We start from the raw sequence: 15,081 nt of genomic DNA on the forward strand, positions 1-15,081 counted from the left end.
GGCCCGATGCCGCAAACCCGCGAGCACATCCTGCTGGGTCGCCAGGTCGGCATTCCGTTCATGGTCGTCTACATGAACAAGGTCGATCAGGTCGATGACGAGGAGCTGCTGGAGCTGGTGGAGATGGAGATCCGCGAACTGCTGACCTCCTACGACTATCCCGGCGACGACATTCCGATCGTCAAGGGTTCGGCGCTGGCGGCGATGAACGGCACCGATCCGGAGATCGGCGAGAACTCGATCAAGGAGCTGATGGCGGCTGTGGACGAGTATATCCCGACGCCGGCGCGCGCCGTGGACCTGCCCTTCCTGATGCCGATCGAGGACGTGTTCTCGATTTCCGGCCGTGGCACGGTTGTGACCGGTCGGGTCGAGCGTGGCGTCGTGAACGTCGGTGACGAGCTCGAGATCGTCGGCATCAAGGACACCCGCAAGACGACCTGCACCGGTGTCGAGATGTTCCGCAAGCTGCTGGATCGTGGCGAGGCGGGCGACAATATCGGCGCGCTGCTGCGCGGTATCGACCGTGAGGGCGTGGAGCGTGGCCAGGTGCTGTGCAAGCCCGGTTCGGTCAAGCCGCACACCAAGTTCGAGGCCGAGGCCTATATCCTGACCAAGGAAGAGGGTGGCCGTCACACGCCGTTCTTCGCCAACTACCGCCCGCAGTTCTACTTCCGCACCACGGATGTGACCGGCACGGTGAACCTGCCCGAGGGCACGGAGATGGTGATGCCCGGCGACAACCTCAAGTTCGAGGTCGAGCTGATCGCCCCGATCGCCATGGAAGACGGCCTGCGCTTCGCCATCCGCGAAGGCGGCCGCACCGTCGGCGCCGGCGTCGTCGCGAAGATCATCGAGTAACAACCATCAGGCCCCGGGGCATGGCTCCGGGGCAGGGTTCGAAGAGGGAGGCCGGGTGGTCCGGCCTTCCTCCTATCAACTCCAATGCCGCGAAAGGCTAGACCAATGCAAAGCCAGAACATTCGCATTCGGCTCAAGGCGTTTGACTACCGTGTGCTGGATGCCAGCACGCAGGAAATCGTCAACACCGCCAAACGGACCGGTGCCCAGGTGCGCGGGCCGATTCCGCTGCCGAACAAGATTGAAAAATTCACCGTTCTGCGTGGCCCCCACGTGAACAAGAAATCCCGCGACCAGTTCGAGATCCGGACGCATAAGCGTCTTCTCGACATCGTCGATCCCACGCCGCAGACGGTGGACGCGCTGATGAAGCTCGACCTCGCCGCTGGCGTGGACGTGCAGATTTCGGTTTAAGGAGGGCAAGACATGTTGCGCTCTGGTGTGATCGCGAAAAAAGTCGGCATGACCCGGCTTTTCATGGAAGACGGCAAGCAGGTTCCTGTGACTGTTCTTCAATTGGACAAACTTCAGGTGGTGGCACAGCGCACCCCTGAGAAAGACGGCTATAGTGCCGTGCAACTCGGTGCAGGCACCGCCAAGGCCAAGCGTACGACGCAGGCCATGCGCGGGCATTTCGCCGTGGCCAAGGTGGAGCCCAAGCGCAAGGTCGCGGAATTCCGCGTGGCGCCTGAGAACCTGATCAATGTGGGCGAGGAAATCACCGCTGACCATTACTTCGAAGGTCAGTTCGTGGACGTCTCGGGCACTTCGATCGGTAAGGGTTTTGCCGGTGCGATGAAGCGCCACAACTTTGGCGGTCTGCGGGCCAGCCACGGTGTGTCGATCAGCCACCGCTCGCACGGCTCGACAGGTCAGTGTCAGGATCCCGGCAAGGTCTTCAAAGGCAAGAAGATGGCCGGTCACATGGGCGCCGCGCGCGTCACCACGCAGAACCTGCAGGTCGTTCGCACCGATGCAGACCGTGGCCTGATCATGATCAAGGGCGCCGTGCCCGGATCGAAAGGGGGCTGGGTGACGATCAAGGACGCGGTGAAAAAGCCGTTCCCCGAGAACGCCATCCTGCCTGCCGCGCTGAAATCGGCCGCTGAAGAGGCCGCGAAGGCCGCTGAAGAAGCCGCCGCCGCCGCTGCCGCCGAGGCCGAAGAAGAAGCCAAGCGCCTCGCCGAAGAGCAGGCCGCCGCAGAAGAAGCCGCGCTGAAAGAGGCCGAGGCTGAAATCGAGGCCGAGAAGAAGGACAGCGAAGAATGAAACTCGACGTGATCAAACTGGACGGCGGCAAGGCCGGCTCGGTCGATCTGGGCGAAGACATCTTCGGCCTGGAACCGCGCGCGGATATCCTGCACCGTGTCGTCCGCTGGCAGCGCAACAAGGCGCAGGCTGGCACGCACAAGGTCAAGACCCGGTCGGAAACCAGCTATTCCACCAAGAAGATCTATCGCCAGAAGGGCACCGGTGGCGCACGCCACGGCGACCGCAACGCGCCGATCTTCCGCAAGGGTGGTATATACAAGGGCCCGACCCCGCGCAGCCACGCGCATGACCTGCCCAAGAAGGTGCGTCAGCTCGGTCTCAAGCACGCGCTCTCGGCCAAGGTCAAGGCGGGCGAGCTGGTGGTGATCGAGAACACCGAGAGCGACGGCAAGACCAAGACCCTGGCCAAGCTGGTCAAGGACATGGGCTGGAAGCGCGCGCTGATCATCGACGGGGCCGAGGTGAATGCAGAGTTCGCCCGGGCCGCGGCCAATATCGAGGGTCTCGATGTGCTGCCGTCGATGGGCGCAAACGTCTATGACATCCTCAAGCGCGACACGCTCGTGCTGACCAAGGCGGGTGTCGAAGCACTGGAGGCTCGGTTGAAATGAGCGCGAAACCTGAACATTACGATGTGATCCGCAAGCCGGTGATCACCGAAAAGGCGACCATGGCCTCCGAGAACGGGGCGGTTGTCTTCGAGGTGGCGATCGACGCCAACAAGCCGCAGATCAAGGAGGCCGTCGAGGCGCTCTTTGGGGTGAAGGTGAAGGCCGTCAACACCACGATCACCAAGGGCAAGCAAAAGCGCTTCCGTGGCCAGATGGGCCGCCGGAACGACGTCAAGAAAGCCTATGTGACGCTGGTCGAAGGCAACACGATCGACGTGACCACGGGTCTGTGATCATGCTGGGGTGAAACCCCACCCTACGGAATGAAAGACCCCGGCTGCGAAAGTGGCCGGGGTTTTTCGTGTGTTGTGTTGATGCGCTTGGGGTGTTGCTCACGCTTCGGTTAGCACGTCTTGTTCAGACGAGGAAGGCGGCGTAGGCTTGTCCGGGGTCGGGGTGAAAGACTAGGTTGTCGGCATGTGGTCGGTTTTTCTGCTCATGTTCGGATTTTTCGCTGGGGCATGCGTATCACTCTGGGTTTCCGGGTTTTTGCTGGCCTCTGTTTTCCCGGTGTTCAATTACAAAGACGAGTTCATCGAGTACTACACGAAACGCACCGGCGCCCCCCCGTCCCGCGCAAAACTCATCCGGTGTATGTACGGGGCAGGTCACTCGTTCTTTGTGCACGAAAAGAGTTTTAGGCCTTGGACACCCCATTCACTCAGCCTGATCCCGACAGCGTTTCTTCTTCGTCATATGATGTTCGGTCTAGCGTCAATCCTCACCGCTCTCGGGCAGTGGGCCGTTATTCTGATCGGGTATCAAATCCTGAAAGGGCTGTTCTGATGGTTCCGCCTGTAAGCCCTGCCTGATCACCGCGCGGCTTTTGGTCCGACCTTACACCGGAATATCGTCATACCCCCGCTTGGTGCCCGTCTTGGTGTCCTTGACCGCGTCGCCCGTGACCTGGGTCATGATTTGATACATCCGCTGCGCCTCGGAGGTGTATTGCTCCACCGCCTTTCGGATGAAATCCGACTGTACCTGCACGAGATCGGCCGGGCTCTGGCAGCGCAGCATTGCCCTTTGGGTCTCAAGATCGTTTTGCAGGCGCTCGGAGACGAAGCGGGTGCTCTCGGCCATGATGTCGAGCCACATCCGGGCGGCAGGGTTCCCGGCGGCCATGGCGGAGGTGAGGGCCGTGGTGTCGGGTTTGGCGGTGGTTTTCTTTGCGGATTTGGTCATGGTCGGTCTCCCTTGTCCGGATCGGTTGCGCGCGCGTAGGCGGCGCGTGTCATTGCCGATATGCTATTCTAGGGGTGCATTTTAAACCGGTCGTGCCACGCAGACCTTGATCTGTGTCTAATGGCGCGATTCTGTGCTCACCCCCTTGACCGGGCACGGACACTCCCCTATCAGAGCCCATCCGCAAGGCCCCGGATTCGTCCGGGGCTTCGCTGTTGTTCGCAAGGGCAACGAAGAGCCGGGCACCTTCGGGGGCCTATAACCACGGTGGGATTGAAACCCATCTTACATAGCGGGCCTTCGGGCACGCGTTTGCTAAACGGAAGACAGAAAGCATGGCACTCAAGTCGTATAAGCCGACGACGCCGGGCCAGCGCGGGCTGGTGCTGATCGACCGTTCGGAGCTGTGGAAAGGACGTCCGGTCAAATCCCTCACTGAGGGTTTGACCAAGCATGGCGGCCGGAACAATACCGGACGGATCACGATGCGTCGCAAGGGCGGCGGGGCGAAACGCCTCTACCGCATCGTCGATTTCAAGCGTACCAAACTCGACATCTCGGCAGTCGTGGAACGGATCGAATATGACCCGAACCGCACCGCGTTCATCGCGCTGATCAGATATGAAGATGGCGAGCAGGCCTATATCCTGGCGCCGCAGCGTCTGGCGATCGGCGACAAGGTCGTCGCCTCGGCCAAGGCCGATATCAAGCCGGGCAACGCGATGCCGTTCTCGGGCATGCCGATCGGCACGATCATTCACAACATCGAGCTCAAGGCCGGCAAGGGCGGGCAGATCGCACGCGCCGCTGGCACCTATGCGCAATTCGTCGGTCGCGATGGCGGTTACGCGCAGATCCGTCTGAGCTCGGGCGAGCTTCGGCTCGTGCGTCAGGAATGCATGGCCACCATTGGTGCCGTCAGCAACCCCGACAACTCGAACCAGAATTACGGTAAAGCGGGCCGCATGCGCCACAAGGGCATCCGCCCGTCGGTGCGTGGTGTCGTGATGAACCCGATCGACCACCCCCATGGTGGTGGTGAGGGCCGGACCTCGGGTGGTCGTCACCCGGTCACGCCCTGGGGCAAGCCCACCAAGGGCGCGCGCACCCGCAACAAGAACAAGGCGTCGCAGGCTCTTATCCTGCGCTTGCGTCACGCCAAGAAGAAGGGCCGCTAACACATGGCACGTTCTGTATGGAAAGGCCCCTTCGTCGATGCCTATGTCTTGAAAAAGGCCGAGGCAGCGCGCGAGTCGGGGCGTAAGGAAGTCATCAAGATCTGGTCGCGCCGCTCGACGATCCTGCCGCAATTCGTGGGTCTGACGTTCGGCGTCTATAATGGCCACAAGCACATTCCGGTGAATGTGAGCGAAGACATGATCGGTCAGAAATTCGGTGAATACTCACCGACCCGCACCTATTACGGGCATGCGGCGGACAAGAAAGCGAAGAGGAAATAAGCCATGGGCAAGGATAAGAATCCCCGCCGCGTGGCGGATAATGAGGCGATGGCCAAGCTGCGCATGCTGCGCACGAGCCCGCAGAAACTCAACCTCGTCGCCGCGATGATCCGGGGCAAGAAGGTGGACCGGGCGCTGACCGATCTGACCTTCTCGAACAAGCGGATCGCAGAGGACGTCAAGAAGTGCCTGCAATCGGCGATCGCCAATGCCGAGAACAACCACAATCTCGACGTGGACGAGCTGGTCGTGGCCGAGGCTTATGTCGGCAAGAACCTTGTGATGAAGCGTGGCCGTCCGCGGGCGCGTGGCCGGTTCGGGGCGCTGAAAAAGCCGTTCTCGGAACTGACGATCAAGGTGCGTGAAATTGAGGAGCAAGCCTAATGGGTAACAAAGTCAATCCGATTGGCATGCGCCTGCAGGTGAACCGCACCTGGGACAGCCGCTGGTATGCCGACACCAAGGATTACGGTGATCTTCTGCTCGAGGATCTCGCGATCCGCGAGTTCATCAACAAAGAGTGCAAGCAAGCCGGCATCAGCCGTGTGATCATCGAGCGTCCGCACAAGAAGTGCCGCGTCACGATCCACACCGCCCGTCCCGGCGTGATCATCGGCAAGAAGGGCGCGGATATCGAAGGTCTGCGCAAGAAGCTGGCCAAGATCACCGACAGCGAACTGCACCTCAATATCGTCGAGGTGCGCAAGCCCGAGCTCGATGCCGCCCTTGTGGGTGACAGCATCGCGCAGCAGCTTGAGCGTCGTGTGTCGTTCCGTCGTGCGATGAAGCGCGCCGTGCAGAACGCGATGCGCATGGGGGCCCTGGGTATCCGGGTCAACGTCGCAGGTCGTCTTGGTGGCGCCGAAATCGCCCGGACCGAATGGTATCGCGAGGGCCGCGTGCCCCTGCATACCCTGCGCGCCGATATCGACTATGCCAATATCGAGGCGACCACGGCCTATGGCATCATCGGCATCAAGGTCTGGATCTTCAAGGGTGAGATCATGGAGCACGATCCCGGTGCGCGTGATCGCAAGGCCCAGGAACTCCAGGATGGTCCCGCGCCCCGTGGCGCCGGCGGCCGCCGTTAAGGAGGAATGACAGATGCTTCAACCAAAGCGTACAAAATTCCGCAAGATGCACAAAGGCCGGATCAAGGGCGAAGCCAAGGGCGGCTCTGATCTGAACTTCGGGTCTTTCGGTCTCAAGGCCACACAGCCCGAGCGTGTCACCGCACGCCAGATCGAGGCGGCACGCCGTGCCATGACGCGTCACATGAAACGTCAGGGCCGGGTCTGGATCCGGATCTTCCCGGACACCCCGGTGACCGCCAAGCCGATCGAGGTTCGCATGGGTAAGGGTAAAGGCTCGGTGGACCGGTGGGTCTGCAAGGTCAAGCCCGGCCGTGTGATGTTCGAGATCGACGGCGTCGGCGAAGCGGTCGCGTTGGAGGCCCTGCGCCTCGCCGCGATGAAGCTGCCGGTCAAGACCCGGGTCGTGGTCCGCGAGGACTGGTAAGGCCGGTGGGGTGACACCTCACCCTTTAATATTGGCCCCCCGCGCGAGCGATCGTGCGGGGGGCTTCCGTTTGGGCGGGCGGCAAGCCCGTTGCAACGGGCTTGTGACGCGGTTTTCAAACCGCGTGAGACGCGCCTTGCAAGGCGCTTGGCCAAGCCGCTTGCAAGCGGCTTGCGCGGTGAATTTGCCTCTCGCCTCGCGCGTGAGGCTGCGCTAGGAACGGGGCATGTCCCAGATCCGTTCTCTCTTCGTGACCCGCCTCTACCGTGCCGCCCTGAGCGAGCACGGCCCTGCCATCGACGCCCAAGAGCTGGAGGCGTCGTGCTATTCCATCGCCGAGGATGACGAGGCGGGGCAGGACTGGTGCGAGAGTGAGGGCTATCCCGGCTACACCTCCTATGCCTCGCTGACCGATCTGCCGTGGCGGTTTCCGATCTTCGCCGACCTGGTCACGGCGCTGGATGCGCATGTGGCGGCGTTTGCCGAGGATCTGGAGTTCGATCTCGACGGGCGCGCGCTCAAGCTGGAGGATATCTGGATCAACATCCTGCCCGAGGGCGGCAGCCATGGCAGCCACATCCACCCGCATTCGGTGATTTCGGGCACGACCTATGTGGCCATGCCCGAGGATGCCAGCGCGCTCAAGCTGGAAGACCCGCGCTCGGCGCGGATGATGGCCGCGCCGCCGCGCCGCAAGGGCGCGCGCGAGGAGTTGCAGACCTTCGTTTATGCCAAGCCGCAGGTGGGCGATGTGCTCTTGTGGGAATCATGGCTGCGTCACGAGGTGCCGCTGAACATGTCCGAAGAGGATCGGATCAGCGTCAGCTTCAATTATTCCTGGGCCTGATACCGCCGTGTGGGGCTTATAAGCCCCGGAAAAGCCGGTAATTTGAACTTGCCTCTTGCAAAATGGACCATTCGCGCGCATATGGACGCTGCTAACGTTATTCTTTTTCGATACCTGTCTCCTCTAAACCGGCGGTCAGTTTCTCGATCCAGACCGACCACGCCGCGGCTGCCGCACTCAAGCGGGCAGCACAACATCAGGAGACTACCCATGGCCAATGGCACCGTAAAATGGTTCAATTCCACTAAAGGCTTCGGCTTTATCGCGCCCGACAATGGCGGCAAGGACGTTTTCGTCCACATCAGCGCAGTCGAGCGCGCCGGCCTCACCGGCCTGGCCGATGACCAGAAAGTGACCTTCGACATCGAATCCGGCCGTGACGGCCGCGAGAGCGCGTCGAACCTGCAGCTCGCATAAGCGATCTGACCGGACTTTGGGACGGCCTCGGGGGAACCCGGGGCCGTTTCTCGTTGCATGGCGTGGAGGCGCGGTGCGGGTCGGTCGGAGGATTTCCCAAACTCCCTCTTGCCCTATGCGGCGGCCTCCCTTATAGAGCGCCAATCCGCGACCCTTGGGCCTGCCCGGGGATTCGCGTGTTTTGCAATTCATCCACCGGGTTTCGGGTGACCCTGAACCAACCGTCAGGGGCCGTCCGGTGTTTTGAGAAAGGAAAAGGCGATGAACGCCAAGGAACTGCGTGACAAGACCCCGGACCAGCTCCGGGAGGAACTCACCACCCTGAAGAAGCAGCAGTTCAACCTGCGCTTTCAGGCGGCCACCGGCCAGCTTGAGAACCCCGCTCAGATGCGCAAGGCCCGTCGCGATGCGGCGCGCGTCAAGACCATTCTGAACGAAAAAGCCCAAGCGGCCGCAGAGTAAGGAGCCCCTGAGATGCCCAAACGTATTCTTCAAGGTGTCGTGACCTCTGACGCCAATGCCCAAACCGTCACCGTATCGGTCGAGCGCCGCTTCAAGCATCCGGTGATGCAGAAGACCATCCGTAAGTCCAAGAAGTACCGGGCTCACGACGAGAACAACGCCTACAAGGTCGGCGATGCCGTTCGGATCATCGAATGCGCGCCGAAGTCGAAAACGAAACGCTGGGAGGTGCTGGAGGCGTAAGCCAACAGCGCCTTTCGGCATTGTCGAAACCCTGGGGACCAGGCATTGCATCGCCCCCCATAGGTCGGGAGAAACCAAATGATCCAGATGCAGACCAATCTGGATGTTGCTGACAACTCCGGCGCACGCCGAGTTCAGTGCATCAAGGTTCTGGGTGGTTCCAAGCGTAAATACGCATCCGTGGGCGACATCATTGTCGTCTCGGTCAAGGAAGCCATCCCGCGCGGTCGCGTGAAGAAGGGCGACGTCCGCAAGGCCGTCGTCGTGCGCACCGCCAAGGAGGTCCGTCGCGAAGACGGCACCGCCATCAAGTTCGACCGCAACGCCGCCGTCATCCTGAACAATGCGGGCGAGCCTGTCGGCACCCGTATCTTCGGGCCGGTCGTGCGCGAATTGCGCTCCAAGAACTTCATGAAAATCATCTCGCTCGCCCCGGAGGTGCTGTAAGATGGCTGCCAAACTTAAAAAAGGCGACAGCGTGATCGTTCTGGCCGGCAAGGACAAGGGCCAGAAAGGCACGATCACCAGCGTTGATCCAAAATCCGGCAAGGCCGTGGTCGAGGGCGTCAACATGGCGATCCGCCATACCCGTCAGAGCCAGACCAGCCAAGGGGGCCGCCTGCCCAAGGCGATGCCCATCGACCTGAGCAACCTGGCGATTGTCGACAAGAACGGCAAACCGACCCGCGTCGGCTTCAAGATCGAAGGTGACAAGAAGGTGCGTTTTGCCAAGACCACGGGGGACGTGATCGATGCTTGATACAGCAACCTATACCCCGCGTCTGCGCACGCAGTTCCGTGAGGTGATCAAGCCTGCTCTGAAGGAAGAGTTCGGCTATACCAACGACATGCAGATCCCGCGTCTGGACAAGATCGTCCTGAACATCGGCTGCGGCGCCGAGGCCGTGCGCGACTCCAAGAAGGCGAAATCCGCTCAGGAAGACCTGAGCCTGATCGCCGGTCAGCGCGCCGTCGTCACCAAGGCCCGCAACTCGATCGCCGGGTTCCGCGTTCGCGAGGACATGCCGCTTGGTACCAAGGTCACGCTGCGCGGCGACCGCATGTATGATTTCCTCGATCGCCTGATCACCATCGCCATGCCCCGTATCCGCGACTTCCGCGGCGTGCCGGGCAAATCGTTCGATGGGCGTGGCAACTACGCCATGGGCCTCAAGGAACATATCGTTTTCCCCGAAATCAACTTCGACAAGGTCGACGAAGTGTGGGGTATGGACATCATCATCACAACCACGGCGAAGACCGACGCTGAAGCCAAGGCGCTGTTGAAGTTGTTCAACATGCCCTTCAACAGCTGAGCCGGGGGAGGATAGATTTATGGCTAAGAAAGCAATGATCGAGCGCGAGAAGAAGCGCCAGAAGCTGGTGGAGCGTTTCGCCAAGAAACGTGCCGCGCTGAAAGAGATCATCAGTGACGAAAGCAAGCCGATGGAAGAGCGGTTCCGCGCCTCCCTGAAGCTGGCACAATTGCCGCGCAACAGCTCGGCGACCCGGCTGCACAACCGTTGCCAGCTGACCGGTCGTCCGCATGCGTATTACCGCAAACTCAAGATTTCCCGTATCGCGCTGCGCGATCTGGGCTCTGCCGGGCAGCTGCCCGGCGTTGTGAAATCTAGCTGGTGAGGAGGGCAGAGATATGAACGATCCTATCGGCGATATGCTCACCCGTATCCGCAACAGCCAGATGCGCGGCAAGTCCACGGTGCTGACCCCGGCCTCGAAGATGCGCGTGCGCGTGCTCGACGTTCTGGAGGCAGAGGGTTACATCCGCGGCTATGAACAGGTCACGGGCGAAAACGGTCACCCGGCGATCGAAATCAGCCTGAAGTATTTCGAGGGCACCCCTGTCATTCGCGAAATGAAGCGGGTCTCCAAGCCCGGTCGTCGCGTCTATATGGGCGTCAAGGACATTCCGCAGATCCGTCAGGGCCTCGGTGTGTCGATTGTCTCCACCCCCAAGGGTGTGATGTCGGATGCAGCCGCGCGCGCAGCCAATGTTGGCGGCGAAGTGCTCTGCACGGTATTCTAAGGAGACCCGGACATGTCTCGTATCGGAAAACAACCCGTGGCTCTGCCCAATGGTGTCACCGCGACGCTGTCGGGCCAGACCATCGAAGTGAAGGGCCCGAAGGCAACCAAGGCCTTCACGGCGACTGACGATGTGACCATCACCATCGAGGATGGCCTGATCACCGTCACGCCGCGTGGCAAATCCAAGCGCGCCCGCCAGCAATGGGGCATGACCCGCACGGTCATCTCCAACCTGGTGCACGGGGCCAATGAAACCTTCAAGAAAGAGCTGGAAATCCGCGGCGTCGGTTATCGCGCGCAGATGGCGGGCAACGTCCTCAAGCTGAACCTCGGTCTCAGCCATGACGTCGACTTCGCTGTTCCGGAAGGTGTGACTGTCACCGCGCCCAAGCCCACCGAACTGGTGGTCGAAGGCACGGACAAGCAGCTCGTCGGTCAGGTTGCGGCGAATATCCGCGACTGGCGGCGGCCCGAGCCCTACAAGGGCAAAGGGATCCGCTACAAGGACGAGTACATCTTCCAGAAGGAAGGCAAGAAGAAGTAAGGACGCGAGCTATGGCATACAGCAAAAGAAAACTGTTCCTCAAACGCCGCCTGCGCGTTCGGAACAAACTCCGCAAGGTCAATGCAGGGCGTCCGCGCCTGAGCGTTCACCGCTCCAACAAGAACATCAGCGTGCAGCTGATCGACGACGTCAACGGTGTGACGCTCGCCGCCGCCTCGACCCTCGAAAAGGATCTCGGGCTGGTGGGCAAGTGCTCCGTCGAGGCCGCCACCAAGATCGGGGCCACGATTGCCGAACGCGCCAAGAAGGCGGGCGTCACCGAGGCCTATTTCGACCGGGGCGGGTTCCTGTTCCACGGTCGGGTCAAGGCCGTGGCCGATGCCGCGCGTGACGCCGGTCTGAAAATCTAAAGCGCAGGCGGCCCTTCGGGGCCGCCTCGATGATCCGGGAGCTCTGGCTCACCTGGATTGAACAATATCAGGCACCACGCGGTGCCGCATCGAAAGGACGCCGAGAATGGCAAGAGATGACAACCGGGGGCGCGGGCGTGACCGCGACGAAACCCCTGAATTCGCTGATCGCCTGGTTGCGATCAACCGGGTATCGAAAACCGTAAAAGGGGGCAAACGCTTCGGCTTTGCCGCTCTGGTCGTTGTTGGCGATCAAAAGGGCCGTGTCGGCTTTGGCAAGGGTAAGGCCAAGGAAGTCCCCGAGGCGATCCGCAAGGCCACCGAAGCCGCCAAGCGCGCGATGATCCGCGTGCCGCTGCGCGAGGGCCGCACCCTGCACCACGACATGGAAGGTCGCCACGGTGCCGGTAAGGTCGTGATGCGCACCGCCCCGCAGGGTACCGGCATCATCGCCGGTGGTCCGATGCGCGCCGTGTTCGAGATGCTGGGCGTTCAGGACGTGGTCGCCAAGTCGAACGGGTCGCAGAACCCCTATAACATGATCCGCGCCACGCTGAACGGTCTCCAGAAAGAGACCAGCCCGCGCATGGTCGCACAGCGCCGTGGCAAGAAGGTCGCCGACATCCTGAAACGGGGTGACGAAGCGCCGGCTGCTGCCGATGCGGCAGAAGCGTAAGGAGACCGGAACATGGCAAAAACCATCGTCGTCAAGCAGATCGGCTCGCCGATCCGCCGCCCCGAAAAGCAGCGCCAGACCCTGATCGGCCTGGGCCTCAACAAGATGCACAAGACGCGCGAGCTGGAAGACACGCCCGCCGTCCGCGGCATGATCGCCAAGGTCTCGCACATGGTCGAGATCGTTGAGGAAAAGGGCTGAGCGCCGTTTTCTTGAAAAGAAAACGGTCCGGAAACTTTTTAAGTTTCCGACCTGCCCCAAGACAACGCCCCGGTCAGAGATGATCGGGGCGATTTTCGTTACACTATCACGCGAGTCTTTTGTCTCTCTGCCATCCGGGCGGGGGGCCGTGGTATTCTCCCGGTGTGCCTGGTCGGCGGTCTGCCCCCGGGCGCGCATTCCTTGAGGGAGGACACCATGTCACATAAATATTCCGGCGGCTGCGCTCATATCCACACGCATGCCGATCACGACCCGATCGACAATCACACCTGTCATTGTTCCGTCTGCAAGGGCGTCACAGGACAGGACACCACCCATGTCGTGTTCTTCAAGCATGGCGATGTGGCGGTGGACAACGAGGCCGGTCTGAAGCGCCAGCCGTTCAATGCCAACAATCCCGATGGTCCGCTGGAGCTGTGCACCTGCGCGGATTGCGGTGCGCCGATAATGCTCGACGACAAGCAGAGCCGCATCCGCGTCATCGTGCCCAACCTGATGGGCTATGATGATCAGATCGCCCCGGCCCCGTATCACGCCTTCTATGACCCGACGAGCGGCGTGCCGAAGCCAAGCGACGGCCGCCCGGTCTACGAGGCGCTGCGCCCCGATTTCGAGTGGCCTGCGCCGTCTTAAGCACTGCTGCCCCGGCGGATCAGATCGGCAAGCGCGGGGTGATCCGCCGGGGCGCTTCGCCCACCACCAGACATCCCAGCGTGACGCGGAGCGCGTCTGACAACTCGTCCACCGTTTCGGTCGAGACGAACAGCCCGCCGGTCGCATCGGCGAGGCATTTGGCCACGGTCTGGCCGTCATAGTCACCCGCCTCGGGGCTGTTCCATGAGAACGGGTCATAGACCACGCGAAAGCCGATGACATGCACTGTGAGCCCCGGCGCTGTTTCGGCCAGATGCGCGCTCAGCGCGCAGGGCGTGCCGCCGCAGGTCTCGTTGCCATCGGTGACCAGGACGACGATACCGTCCTCTCCCAGAACCTCGACCGCCGCTCTGACCGAGGCGGCGAGCGGGGTCAGGCCGCCGGGCGAGAGGGTGTCGATCCCGGCCACCACCGCAGCGCCCGCATCGGCACGCGGGGCAAAGCGCAGGTTGATCCCCGAACAGGCATGCGCCCCGCCGGGGCCGTAGGTCAGCAGACCGACGCGGCGATAGGGGGCGATGTCGGGCATCGCTTCGCGCACCGCGCGGCGGGCGTCGATGATCCGGGTGGGGGCGGTTGCGTCATGGCCCACCTCGTCCATCGAGCCCGATCCGTCGAAGACCAGCATCGCATCGCGCGCGCAGCCCGTGGCCGCCTGTGGCGCGGGGCCGGGCAGGGTGGCGAGGGCGAGGGCGAGGGTGAGGGGCAGGGCGCGCATGGGGTCTCCGAGGTGACTAGGTCAGCCTAGCGCAGGCGGGGCGGTTGTCCATACATGCAATTTGTGAACTGTCATCCTCGGGCTTGACCCGAGGATCTGTTGCCCGAGAGATCGTCCGGTCGAGCCGGACGATGACGGGGTTTGTAGCGCGATGTGGTGGAGATCGTCCGGTCGAGCCGGACGATGACGGGGTTTGTGGCACGACACGGGGGAGATCGTCCGGTCAGGCCGGACGATGACGGTGTGGATTTTTGCCATGCCCCGCTTTCAGCACCGCGACGCAGGCCCACAACTCGGCCCTTGATCCCGGGGCGGGCCGGGTCTATACGCCCACGGTGGCCCGAGGGCCCGACTCAACCTTTCACGCAAGCCGCGTTCGGCCGCTCCCGTCGCTGGGGGCCGCATCCGGCAAGGAGATAGCGACAATGAAACTGCATGAACTGCGCGACAATCCCGGCGCAACCAAGACCAAGAAACGCATCGGCCGTGGCCCCGGTTCCGGCATGGGCAAGATGGGTGGCCGTGGTATCAAGGGTCAGAAATCCCGCTCGGGTGTGGCCATCAAGGGCTACGAGGGCGGCCAGATGCCGCTCTATCAGCGTCTGCCCAAGCGCGGCTTCAACAAGCCGAACCGCAAATCCTTTGCTGTGGTGAACCTCGGCCTGATTCAGAAATTCATCGAGGCGGGCAAGATCGACGGCTCCACCCAGATCACCGAGGACGTGCTCGTGGCCTCGGGCCTCGTGCGGCGCAAGCTCGACGGTGTGCGCGTTCTGGCCAAGGGCGAGGTGACCGCGAAACTCGACATCGCCGTGACCGGTGCCTCCAAGTCGGCCATCGACGCGGTCGAGAAGGCCGGGGGCAAACTCTCGGTCACAACAGCGCAGGCCGCTGAATAAGAGGTTGTGAGC

28 protein-coding genes are annotated in these 15,081 nt (G+C 62.1%); 26 read left to right on the top strand and 2 right to left on the bottom strand.

The features are described from left to right. The 6 genes from BMX04_RS07185 to BMX04_RS07210 all read left to right on the top strand — a co-directional run. Positions 1–861, top strand: an 861-nt coding sequence (locus tag BMX04_RS07185; protein WP_074785636.1) for an elongation factor Tu, incomplete at its 5' end; no start/stop codon positions are given. A 105-nt stretch (positions 862–966) separates the two neighbouring features. Further along, a complete protein-coding gene (gene rpsJ / locus BMX04_RS07190) occupies positions 967–1,275 on the top strand; it encodes a 30S ribosomal protein S10 (protein ID WP_037273464.1) in 309 nt (102 codons plus the stop codon). A gap of 12 nt (positions 1,276–1,287) precedes the next feature. Beyond that, positions 1,288–2,130, top strand: a complete 843-nt coding sequence (gene rplC, locus BMX04_RS07195) for a 50S ribosomal protein L3 (protein ID WP_050663343.1) — start codon at positions 1,288–1,290, stop codon at positions 2,128–2,130. Next, the gene (gene rplD, locus BMX04_RS07200) at positions 2,127–2,744 is read left to right on the top strand and encodes a 50S ribosomal protein L4 (RefSeq protein ID WP_050663342.1); all 618 of its coding nucleotides are present in this window, start codon (positions 2,127–2,129) and stop codon (positions 2,742–2,744) included. The genes rplC and rplD overlap by 4 nt, the downstream gene beginning before the upstream one ends. Then, positions 2,741–3,037, top strand: a complete 297-nt coding sequence (locus tag BMX04_RS07205) for a 50S ribosomal protein L23 (RefSeq protein WP_050663341.1) — start codon at positions 2,741–2,743, stop codon at positions 3,035–3,037. Before rplD ends, BMX04_RS07205 begins: the two co-directional genes overlap by 4 nt. A 184-nt stretch (positions 3,038–3,221) precedes the next feature. Further along, positions 3,222–3,590 carry a hypothetical protein gene (locus BMX04_RS07210; RefSeq protein ID WP_074785637.1) on the top strand — a complete coding sequence of 123 codons (369 nt, stop codon included), beginning with the start codon at positions 3,222–3,224 and terminating at the stop codon, positions 3,588–3,590. A gap of 51 nt (positions 3,591–3,641) precedes the next feature. Here the strand turns inward: BMX04_RS07210 and BMX04_RS07215 are convergent, their stop codons facing one another. Continuing rightward, positions 3,642–3,989 carry a phasin family protein gene (locus tag BMX04_RS07215; RefSeq protein WP_074785638.1) on the bottom strand — a complete coding sequence of 116 codons (348 nt, stop codon included), beginning with the start codon at positions 3,987–3,989 and terminating at the stop codon, positions 3,642–3,644. Positions 3,990–4,324: 335 nt separating this feature from the next. Between BMX04_RS07215 and rplB the strand changes: the two genes are divergently transcribed. The 19 genes from rplB (at position 4,325) to BMX04_RS07310 (ending at position 13,431) form a co-directional block, all read left to right on the top strand. Next, positions 4,325–5,167, top strand: coding sequence for a 50S ribosomal protein L2 (rplB, locus tag BMX04_RS07220; protein WP_074785639.1), 843 nt, complete (start codon positions 4,325–4,327; stop codon positions 5,165–5,167). A gap of 3 nt (positions 5,168–5,170) precedes the next feature. Further along, positions 5,171–5,449: a 30S ribosomal protein S19 gene (gene rpsS, locus BMX04_RS07225; protein ID WP_050663337.1), complete on the top strand. Its 279-nt coding sequence runs from the start codon at positions 5,171–5,173 to the stop codon at positions 5,447–5,449. Positions 5,450–5,452: 3 nt separating this feature from the next. Then, on the top strand, positions 5,453–5,833 hold the full coding sequence (gene rplV / locus BMX04_RS07230) for a 50S ribosomal protein L22 (RefSeq protein WP_050663336.1): 381 nt from the start codon (positions 5,453–5,455) through the stop codon (positions 5,831–5,833). After that, complete coding sequence (gene rpsC / locus BMX04_RS07235) at positions 5,833–6,540, top strand: 30S ribosomal protein S3 (protein WP_074785640.1); 708 nt, start codon at positions 5,833–5,835, stop codon at positions 6,538–6,540. The genes rplV and rpsC overlap by 1 nt, the downstream gene beginning before the upstream one ends. A 13-nt stretch (positions 6,541–6,553) precedes the next feature. Beyond that, complete coding sequence (gene rplP, locus BMX04_RS07240) at positions 6,554–6,967, top strand: 50S ribosomal protein L16 (RefSeq protein ID WP_050663334.1); 414 nt, start codon at positions 6,554–6,556, stop codon at positions 6,965–6,967. Positions 6,968–7,193: 226 nt separating this feature from the next. Further along, entirely contained in the window at positions 7,194–7,814 is a 621-nt protein-coding gene (locus BMX04_RS07245) for a 2OG-Fe(II) oxygenase family protein (protein ID WP_074785641.1), read from the top strand. Between the two features lie 210 nt (positions 7,815–8,024). Beyond that, the gene (locus BMX04_RS07250) at positions 8,025–8,231 is read left to right on the top strand and encodes a cold-shock protein (RefSeq protein ID WP_050663332.1); all 207 of its coding nucleotides are present in this window, start codon (positions 8,025–8,027) and stop codon (positions 8,229–8,231) included. Positions 8,232–8,492: 261 nt separating this feature from the next. Continuing rightward, positions 8,493–8,693 (top strand): 50S ribosomal protein L29, encoded by a 201-nt coding sequence (rpmC, locus tag BMX04_RS07255; protein ID WP_050663331.1) that lies wholly within the window; start codon positions 8,493–8,495, stop codon positions 8,691–8,693. Positions 8,694–8,705: 12 nt separating this feature from the next. Then, the gene (gene rpsQ / locus BMX04_RS07260) at positions 8,706–8,936 is read left to right on the top strand and encodes a 30S ribosomal protein S17 (RefSeq protein WP_074785642.1); all 231 of its coding nucleotides are present in this window, start codon (positions 8,706–8,708) and stop codon (positions 8,934–8,936) included. Between the two features lie 78 nt (positions 8,937–9,014). Then, positions 9,015–9,383 carry a 50S ribosomal protein L14 gene (rplN, locus tag BMX04_RS07265; RefSeq protein WP_050663329.1) on the top strand — a complete coding sequence of 123 codons (369 nt, stop codon included), beginning with the start codon at positions 9,015–9,017 and terminating at the stop codon, positions 9,381–9,383. A gap of 1 nt (position 9,384) precedes the next feature. Next, positions 9,385–9,696 carry a 50S ribosomal protein L24 gene (gene rplX, locus BMX04_RS07270; RefSeq protein ID WP_050663328.1) on the top strand — a complete coding sequence of 104 codons (312 nt, stop codon included), beginning with the start codon at positions 9,385–9,387 and terminating at the stop codon, positions 9,694–9,696. Then, complete coding sequence (gene rplE, locus BMX04_RS07275; protein WP_050663327.1) at positions 9,689–10,252, top strand: 50S ribosomal protein L5; 564 nt, start codon at positions 9,689–9,691, stop codon at positions 10,250–10,252. Before rplX ends, rplE begins: the two co-directional genes overlap by 8 nt. A gap of 19 nt (positions 10,253–10,271) precedes the next feature. Next, positions 10,272–10,577 carry a 30S ribosomal protein S14 gene (rpsN, locus tag BMX04_RS07280; RefSeq protein ID WP_050663326.1) on the top strand — a complete coding sequence of 102 codons (306 nt, stop codon included), beginning with the start codon at positions 10,272–10,274 and terminating at the stop codon, positions 10,575–10,577. Positions 10,578–10,590: 13 nt separating this feature from the next. After that, positions 10,591–10,983 (top strand): 30S ribosomal protein S8, encoded by a 393-nt coding sequence (gene rpsH / locus BMX04_RS07285; RefSeq protein ID WP_074785643.1) that lies wholly within the window; start codon positions 10,591–10,593, stop codon positions 10,981–10,983. Between the two features lie 12 nt (positions 10,984–10,995). Next, positions 10,996–11,529: a 50S ribosomal protein L6 gene (gene rplF / locus BMX04_RS07290; RefSeq protein ID WP_074785644.1), complete on the top strand. Its 534-nt coding sequence runs from the start codon at positions 10,996–10,998 to the stop codon at positions 11,527–11,529. An 11-nt stretch (positions 11,530–11,540) separates the two neighbouring features. Beyond that, entirely contained in the window at positions 11,541–11,900 is a 360-nt protein-coding gene (gene rplR, locus BMX04_RS07295) for a 50S ribosomal protein L18 (RefSeq protein WP_074785645.1), read from the top strand. Between the two features lie 106 nt (positions 11,901–12,006). Beyond that, entirely contained in the window at positions 12,007–12,576 is a 570-nt protein-coding gene (gene rpsE, locus BMX04_RS07300; protein WP_050663322.1) for a 30S ribosomal protein S5, read from the top strand. A gap of 12 nt (positions 12,577–12,588) precedes the next feature. Continuing rightward, complete coding sequence (gene rpmD, locus BMX04_RS07305) at positions 12,589–12,777, top strand: 50S ribosomal protein L30 (protein ID WP_050663321.1); 189 nt, start codon at positions 12,589–12,591, stop codon at positions 12,775–12,777. A 216-nt stretch (positions 12,778–12,993) separates the two neighbouring features. Next, positions 12,994–13,431: a GFA family protein gene (locus tag BMX04_RS07310; RefSeq protein WP_074785646.1), complete on the top strand. Its 438-nt coding sequence runs from the start codon at positions 12,994–12,996 to the stop codon at positions 13,429–13,431. A 19-nt stretch (positions 13,432–13,450) separates the two neighbouring features. Here the strand turns inward: BMX04_RS07310 and BMX04_RS07315 are convergent, their stop codons facing one another. Then, the gene (locus BMX04_RS07315) at positions 13,451–14,170 is read right to left on the bottom strand and encodes a vWA domain-containing protein (protein ID WP_050663319.1); all 720 of its coding nucleotides are present in this window, start codon (positions 14,168–14,170) and stop codon (positions 13,451–13,453) included. A 425-nt stretch (positions 14,171–14,595) separates the two neighbouring features. Between BMX04_RS07315 and rplO the strand changes: the two genes are divergently transcribed. Further along, complete coding sequence (gene rplO, locus BMX04_RS07320) at positions 14,596–15,069, top strand: 50S ribosomal protein L15 (protein WP_074785647.1); 474 nt, start codon at positions 14,596–14,598, stop codon at positions 15,067–15,069. Positions 15,070–15,081 lie beyond the last annotated feature (12 nt).

The sequence above is a fragment of the Roseovarius tolerans genome (assembly GCF_900109855.1).
GTDB lineage: Bacteria > Pseudomonadota > Alphaproteobacteria > Rhodobacterales > Rhodobacteraceae > Roseovarius > Roseovarius tolerans.

Coding starts and splice junctions, on each gene's coding strand:
- rpsJ (WP_037273464.1), top strand. CDS start 967: ATGCAAAGCCAGAACATTCGCATTCGGCTCAAGGCGTTTGACTACCGT.
- rplC (WP_050663343.1), top strand. CDS start 1,288: ATGTTGCGCTCTGGTGTGATCGCGAAAAAAGTCGGCATGACCCGGCTT.
- rplD (WP_050663342.1), top strand. CDS start 2,127: ATGAAACTCGACGTGATCAAACTGGACGGCGGCAAGGCCGGCTCGGTC.
- BMX04_RS07205 (WP_050663341.1), top strand. CDS start 2,741: ATGAGCGCGAAACCTGAACATTACGATGTGATCCGCAAGCCGGTGATC.
- BMX04_RS07210 (WP_074785637.1), top strand. CDS start 3,222: ATGTGGTCGGTTTTTCTGCTCATGTTCGGATTTTTCGCTGGGGCATGC.
- BMX04_RS07215 (WP_074785638.1), bottom strand. CDS start 3,989: ATGACCAAATCCGCAAAGAAAACCACCGCCAAACCCGACACCACGGCC.
- rplB (WP_074785639.1), top strand. CDS start 4,325: ATGGCACTCAAGTCGTATAAGCCGACGACGCCGGGCCAGCGCGGGCTG.
- rpsS (WP_050663337.1), top strand. CDS start 5,171: ATGGCACGTTCTGTATGGAAAGGCCCCTTCGTCGATGCCTATGTCTTG.
- rplV (WP_050663336.1), top strand. CDS start 5,453: ATGGGCAAGGATAAGAATCCCCGCCGCGTGGCGGATAATGAGGCGATG.
- rpsC (WP_074785640.1), top strand. CDS start 5,833: ATGGGTAACAAAGTCAATCCGATTGGCATGCGCCTGCAGGTGAACCGC.
- rplP (WP_050663334.1), top strand. CDS start 6,554: ATGCTTCAACCAAAGCGTACAAAATTCCGCAAGATGCACAAAGGCCGG.
- BMX04_RS07245 (WP_074785641.1), top strand. CDS start 7,194: ATGTCCCAGATCCGTTCTCTCTTCGTGACCCGCCTCTACCGTGCCGCC.
- BMX04_RS07250 (WP_050663332.1), top strand. CDS start 8,025: ATGGCCAATGGCACCGTAAAATGGTTCAATTCCACTAAAGGCTTCGGC.
- rpmC (WP_050663331.1), top strand. CDS start 8,493: ATGAACGCCAAGGAACTGCGTGACAAGACCCCGGACCAGCTCCGGGAG.
- rpsQ (WP_074785642.1), top strand. CDS start 8,706: ATGCCCAAACGTATTCTTCAAGGTGTCGTGACCTCTGACGCCAATGCC.
- rplN (WP_050663329.1), top strand. CDS start 9,015: ATGATCCAGATGCAGACCAATCTGGATGTTGCTGACAACTCCGGCGCA.
- rplX (WP_050663328.1), top strand. CDS start 9,385: ATGGCTGCCAAACTTAAAAAAGGCGACAGCGTGATCGTTCTGGCCGGC.
- rplE (WP_050663327.1), top strand. CDS start 9,689: ATGCTTGATACAGCAACCTATACCCCGCGTCTGCGCACGCAGTTCCGT.
- rpsN (WP_050663326.1), top strand. CDS start 10,272: ATGGCTAAGAAAGCAATGATCGAGCGCGAGAAGAAGCGCCAGAAGCTG.
- rpsH (WP_074785643.1), top strand. CDS start 10,591: ATGAACGATCCTATCGGCGATATGCTCACCCGTATCCGCAACAGCCAG.
- rplF (WP_074785644.1), top strand. CDS start 10,996: ATGTCTCGTATCGGAAAACAACCCGTGGCTCTGCCCAATGGTGTCACC.
- rplR (WP_074785645.1), top strand. CDS start 11,541: ATGGCATACAGCAAAAGAAAACTGTTCCTCAAACGCCGCCTGCGCGTT.
- rpsE (WP_050663322.1), top strand. CDS start 12,007: ATGGCAAGAGATGACAACCGGGGGCGCGGGCGTGACCGCGACGAAACC.
- rpmD (WP_050663321.1), top strand. CDS start 12,589: ATGGCAAAAACCATCGTCGTCAAGCAGATCGGCTCGCCGATCCGCCGC.
- BMX04_RS07310 (WP_074785646.1), top strand. CDS start 12,994: ATGTCACATAAATATTCCGGCGGCTGCGCTCATATCCACACGCATGCC.
- BMX04_RS07315 (WP_050663319.1), bottom strand. CDS start 14,170: ATGCGCGCCCTGCCCCTCACCCTCGCCCTCGCCCTCGCCACCCTGCCC.
- rplO (WP_074785647.1), top strand. CDS start 14,596: ATGAAACTGCATGAACTGCGCGACAATCCCGGCGCAACCAAGACCAAG.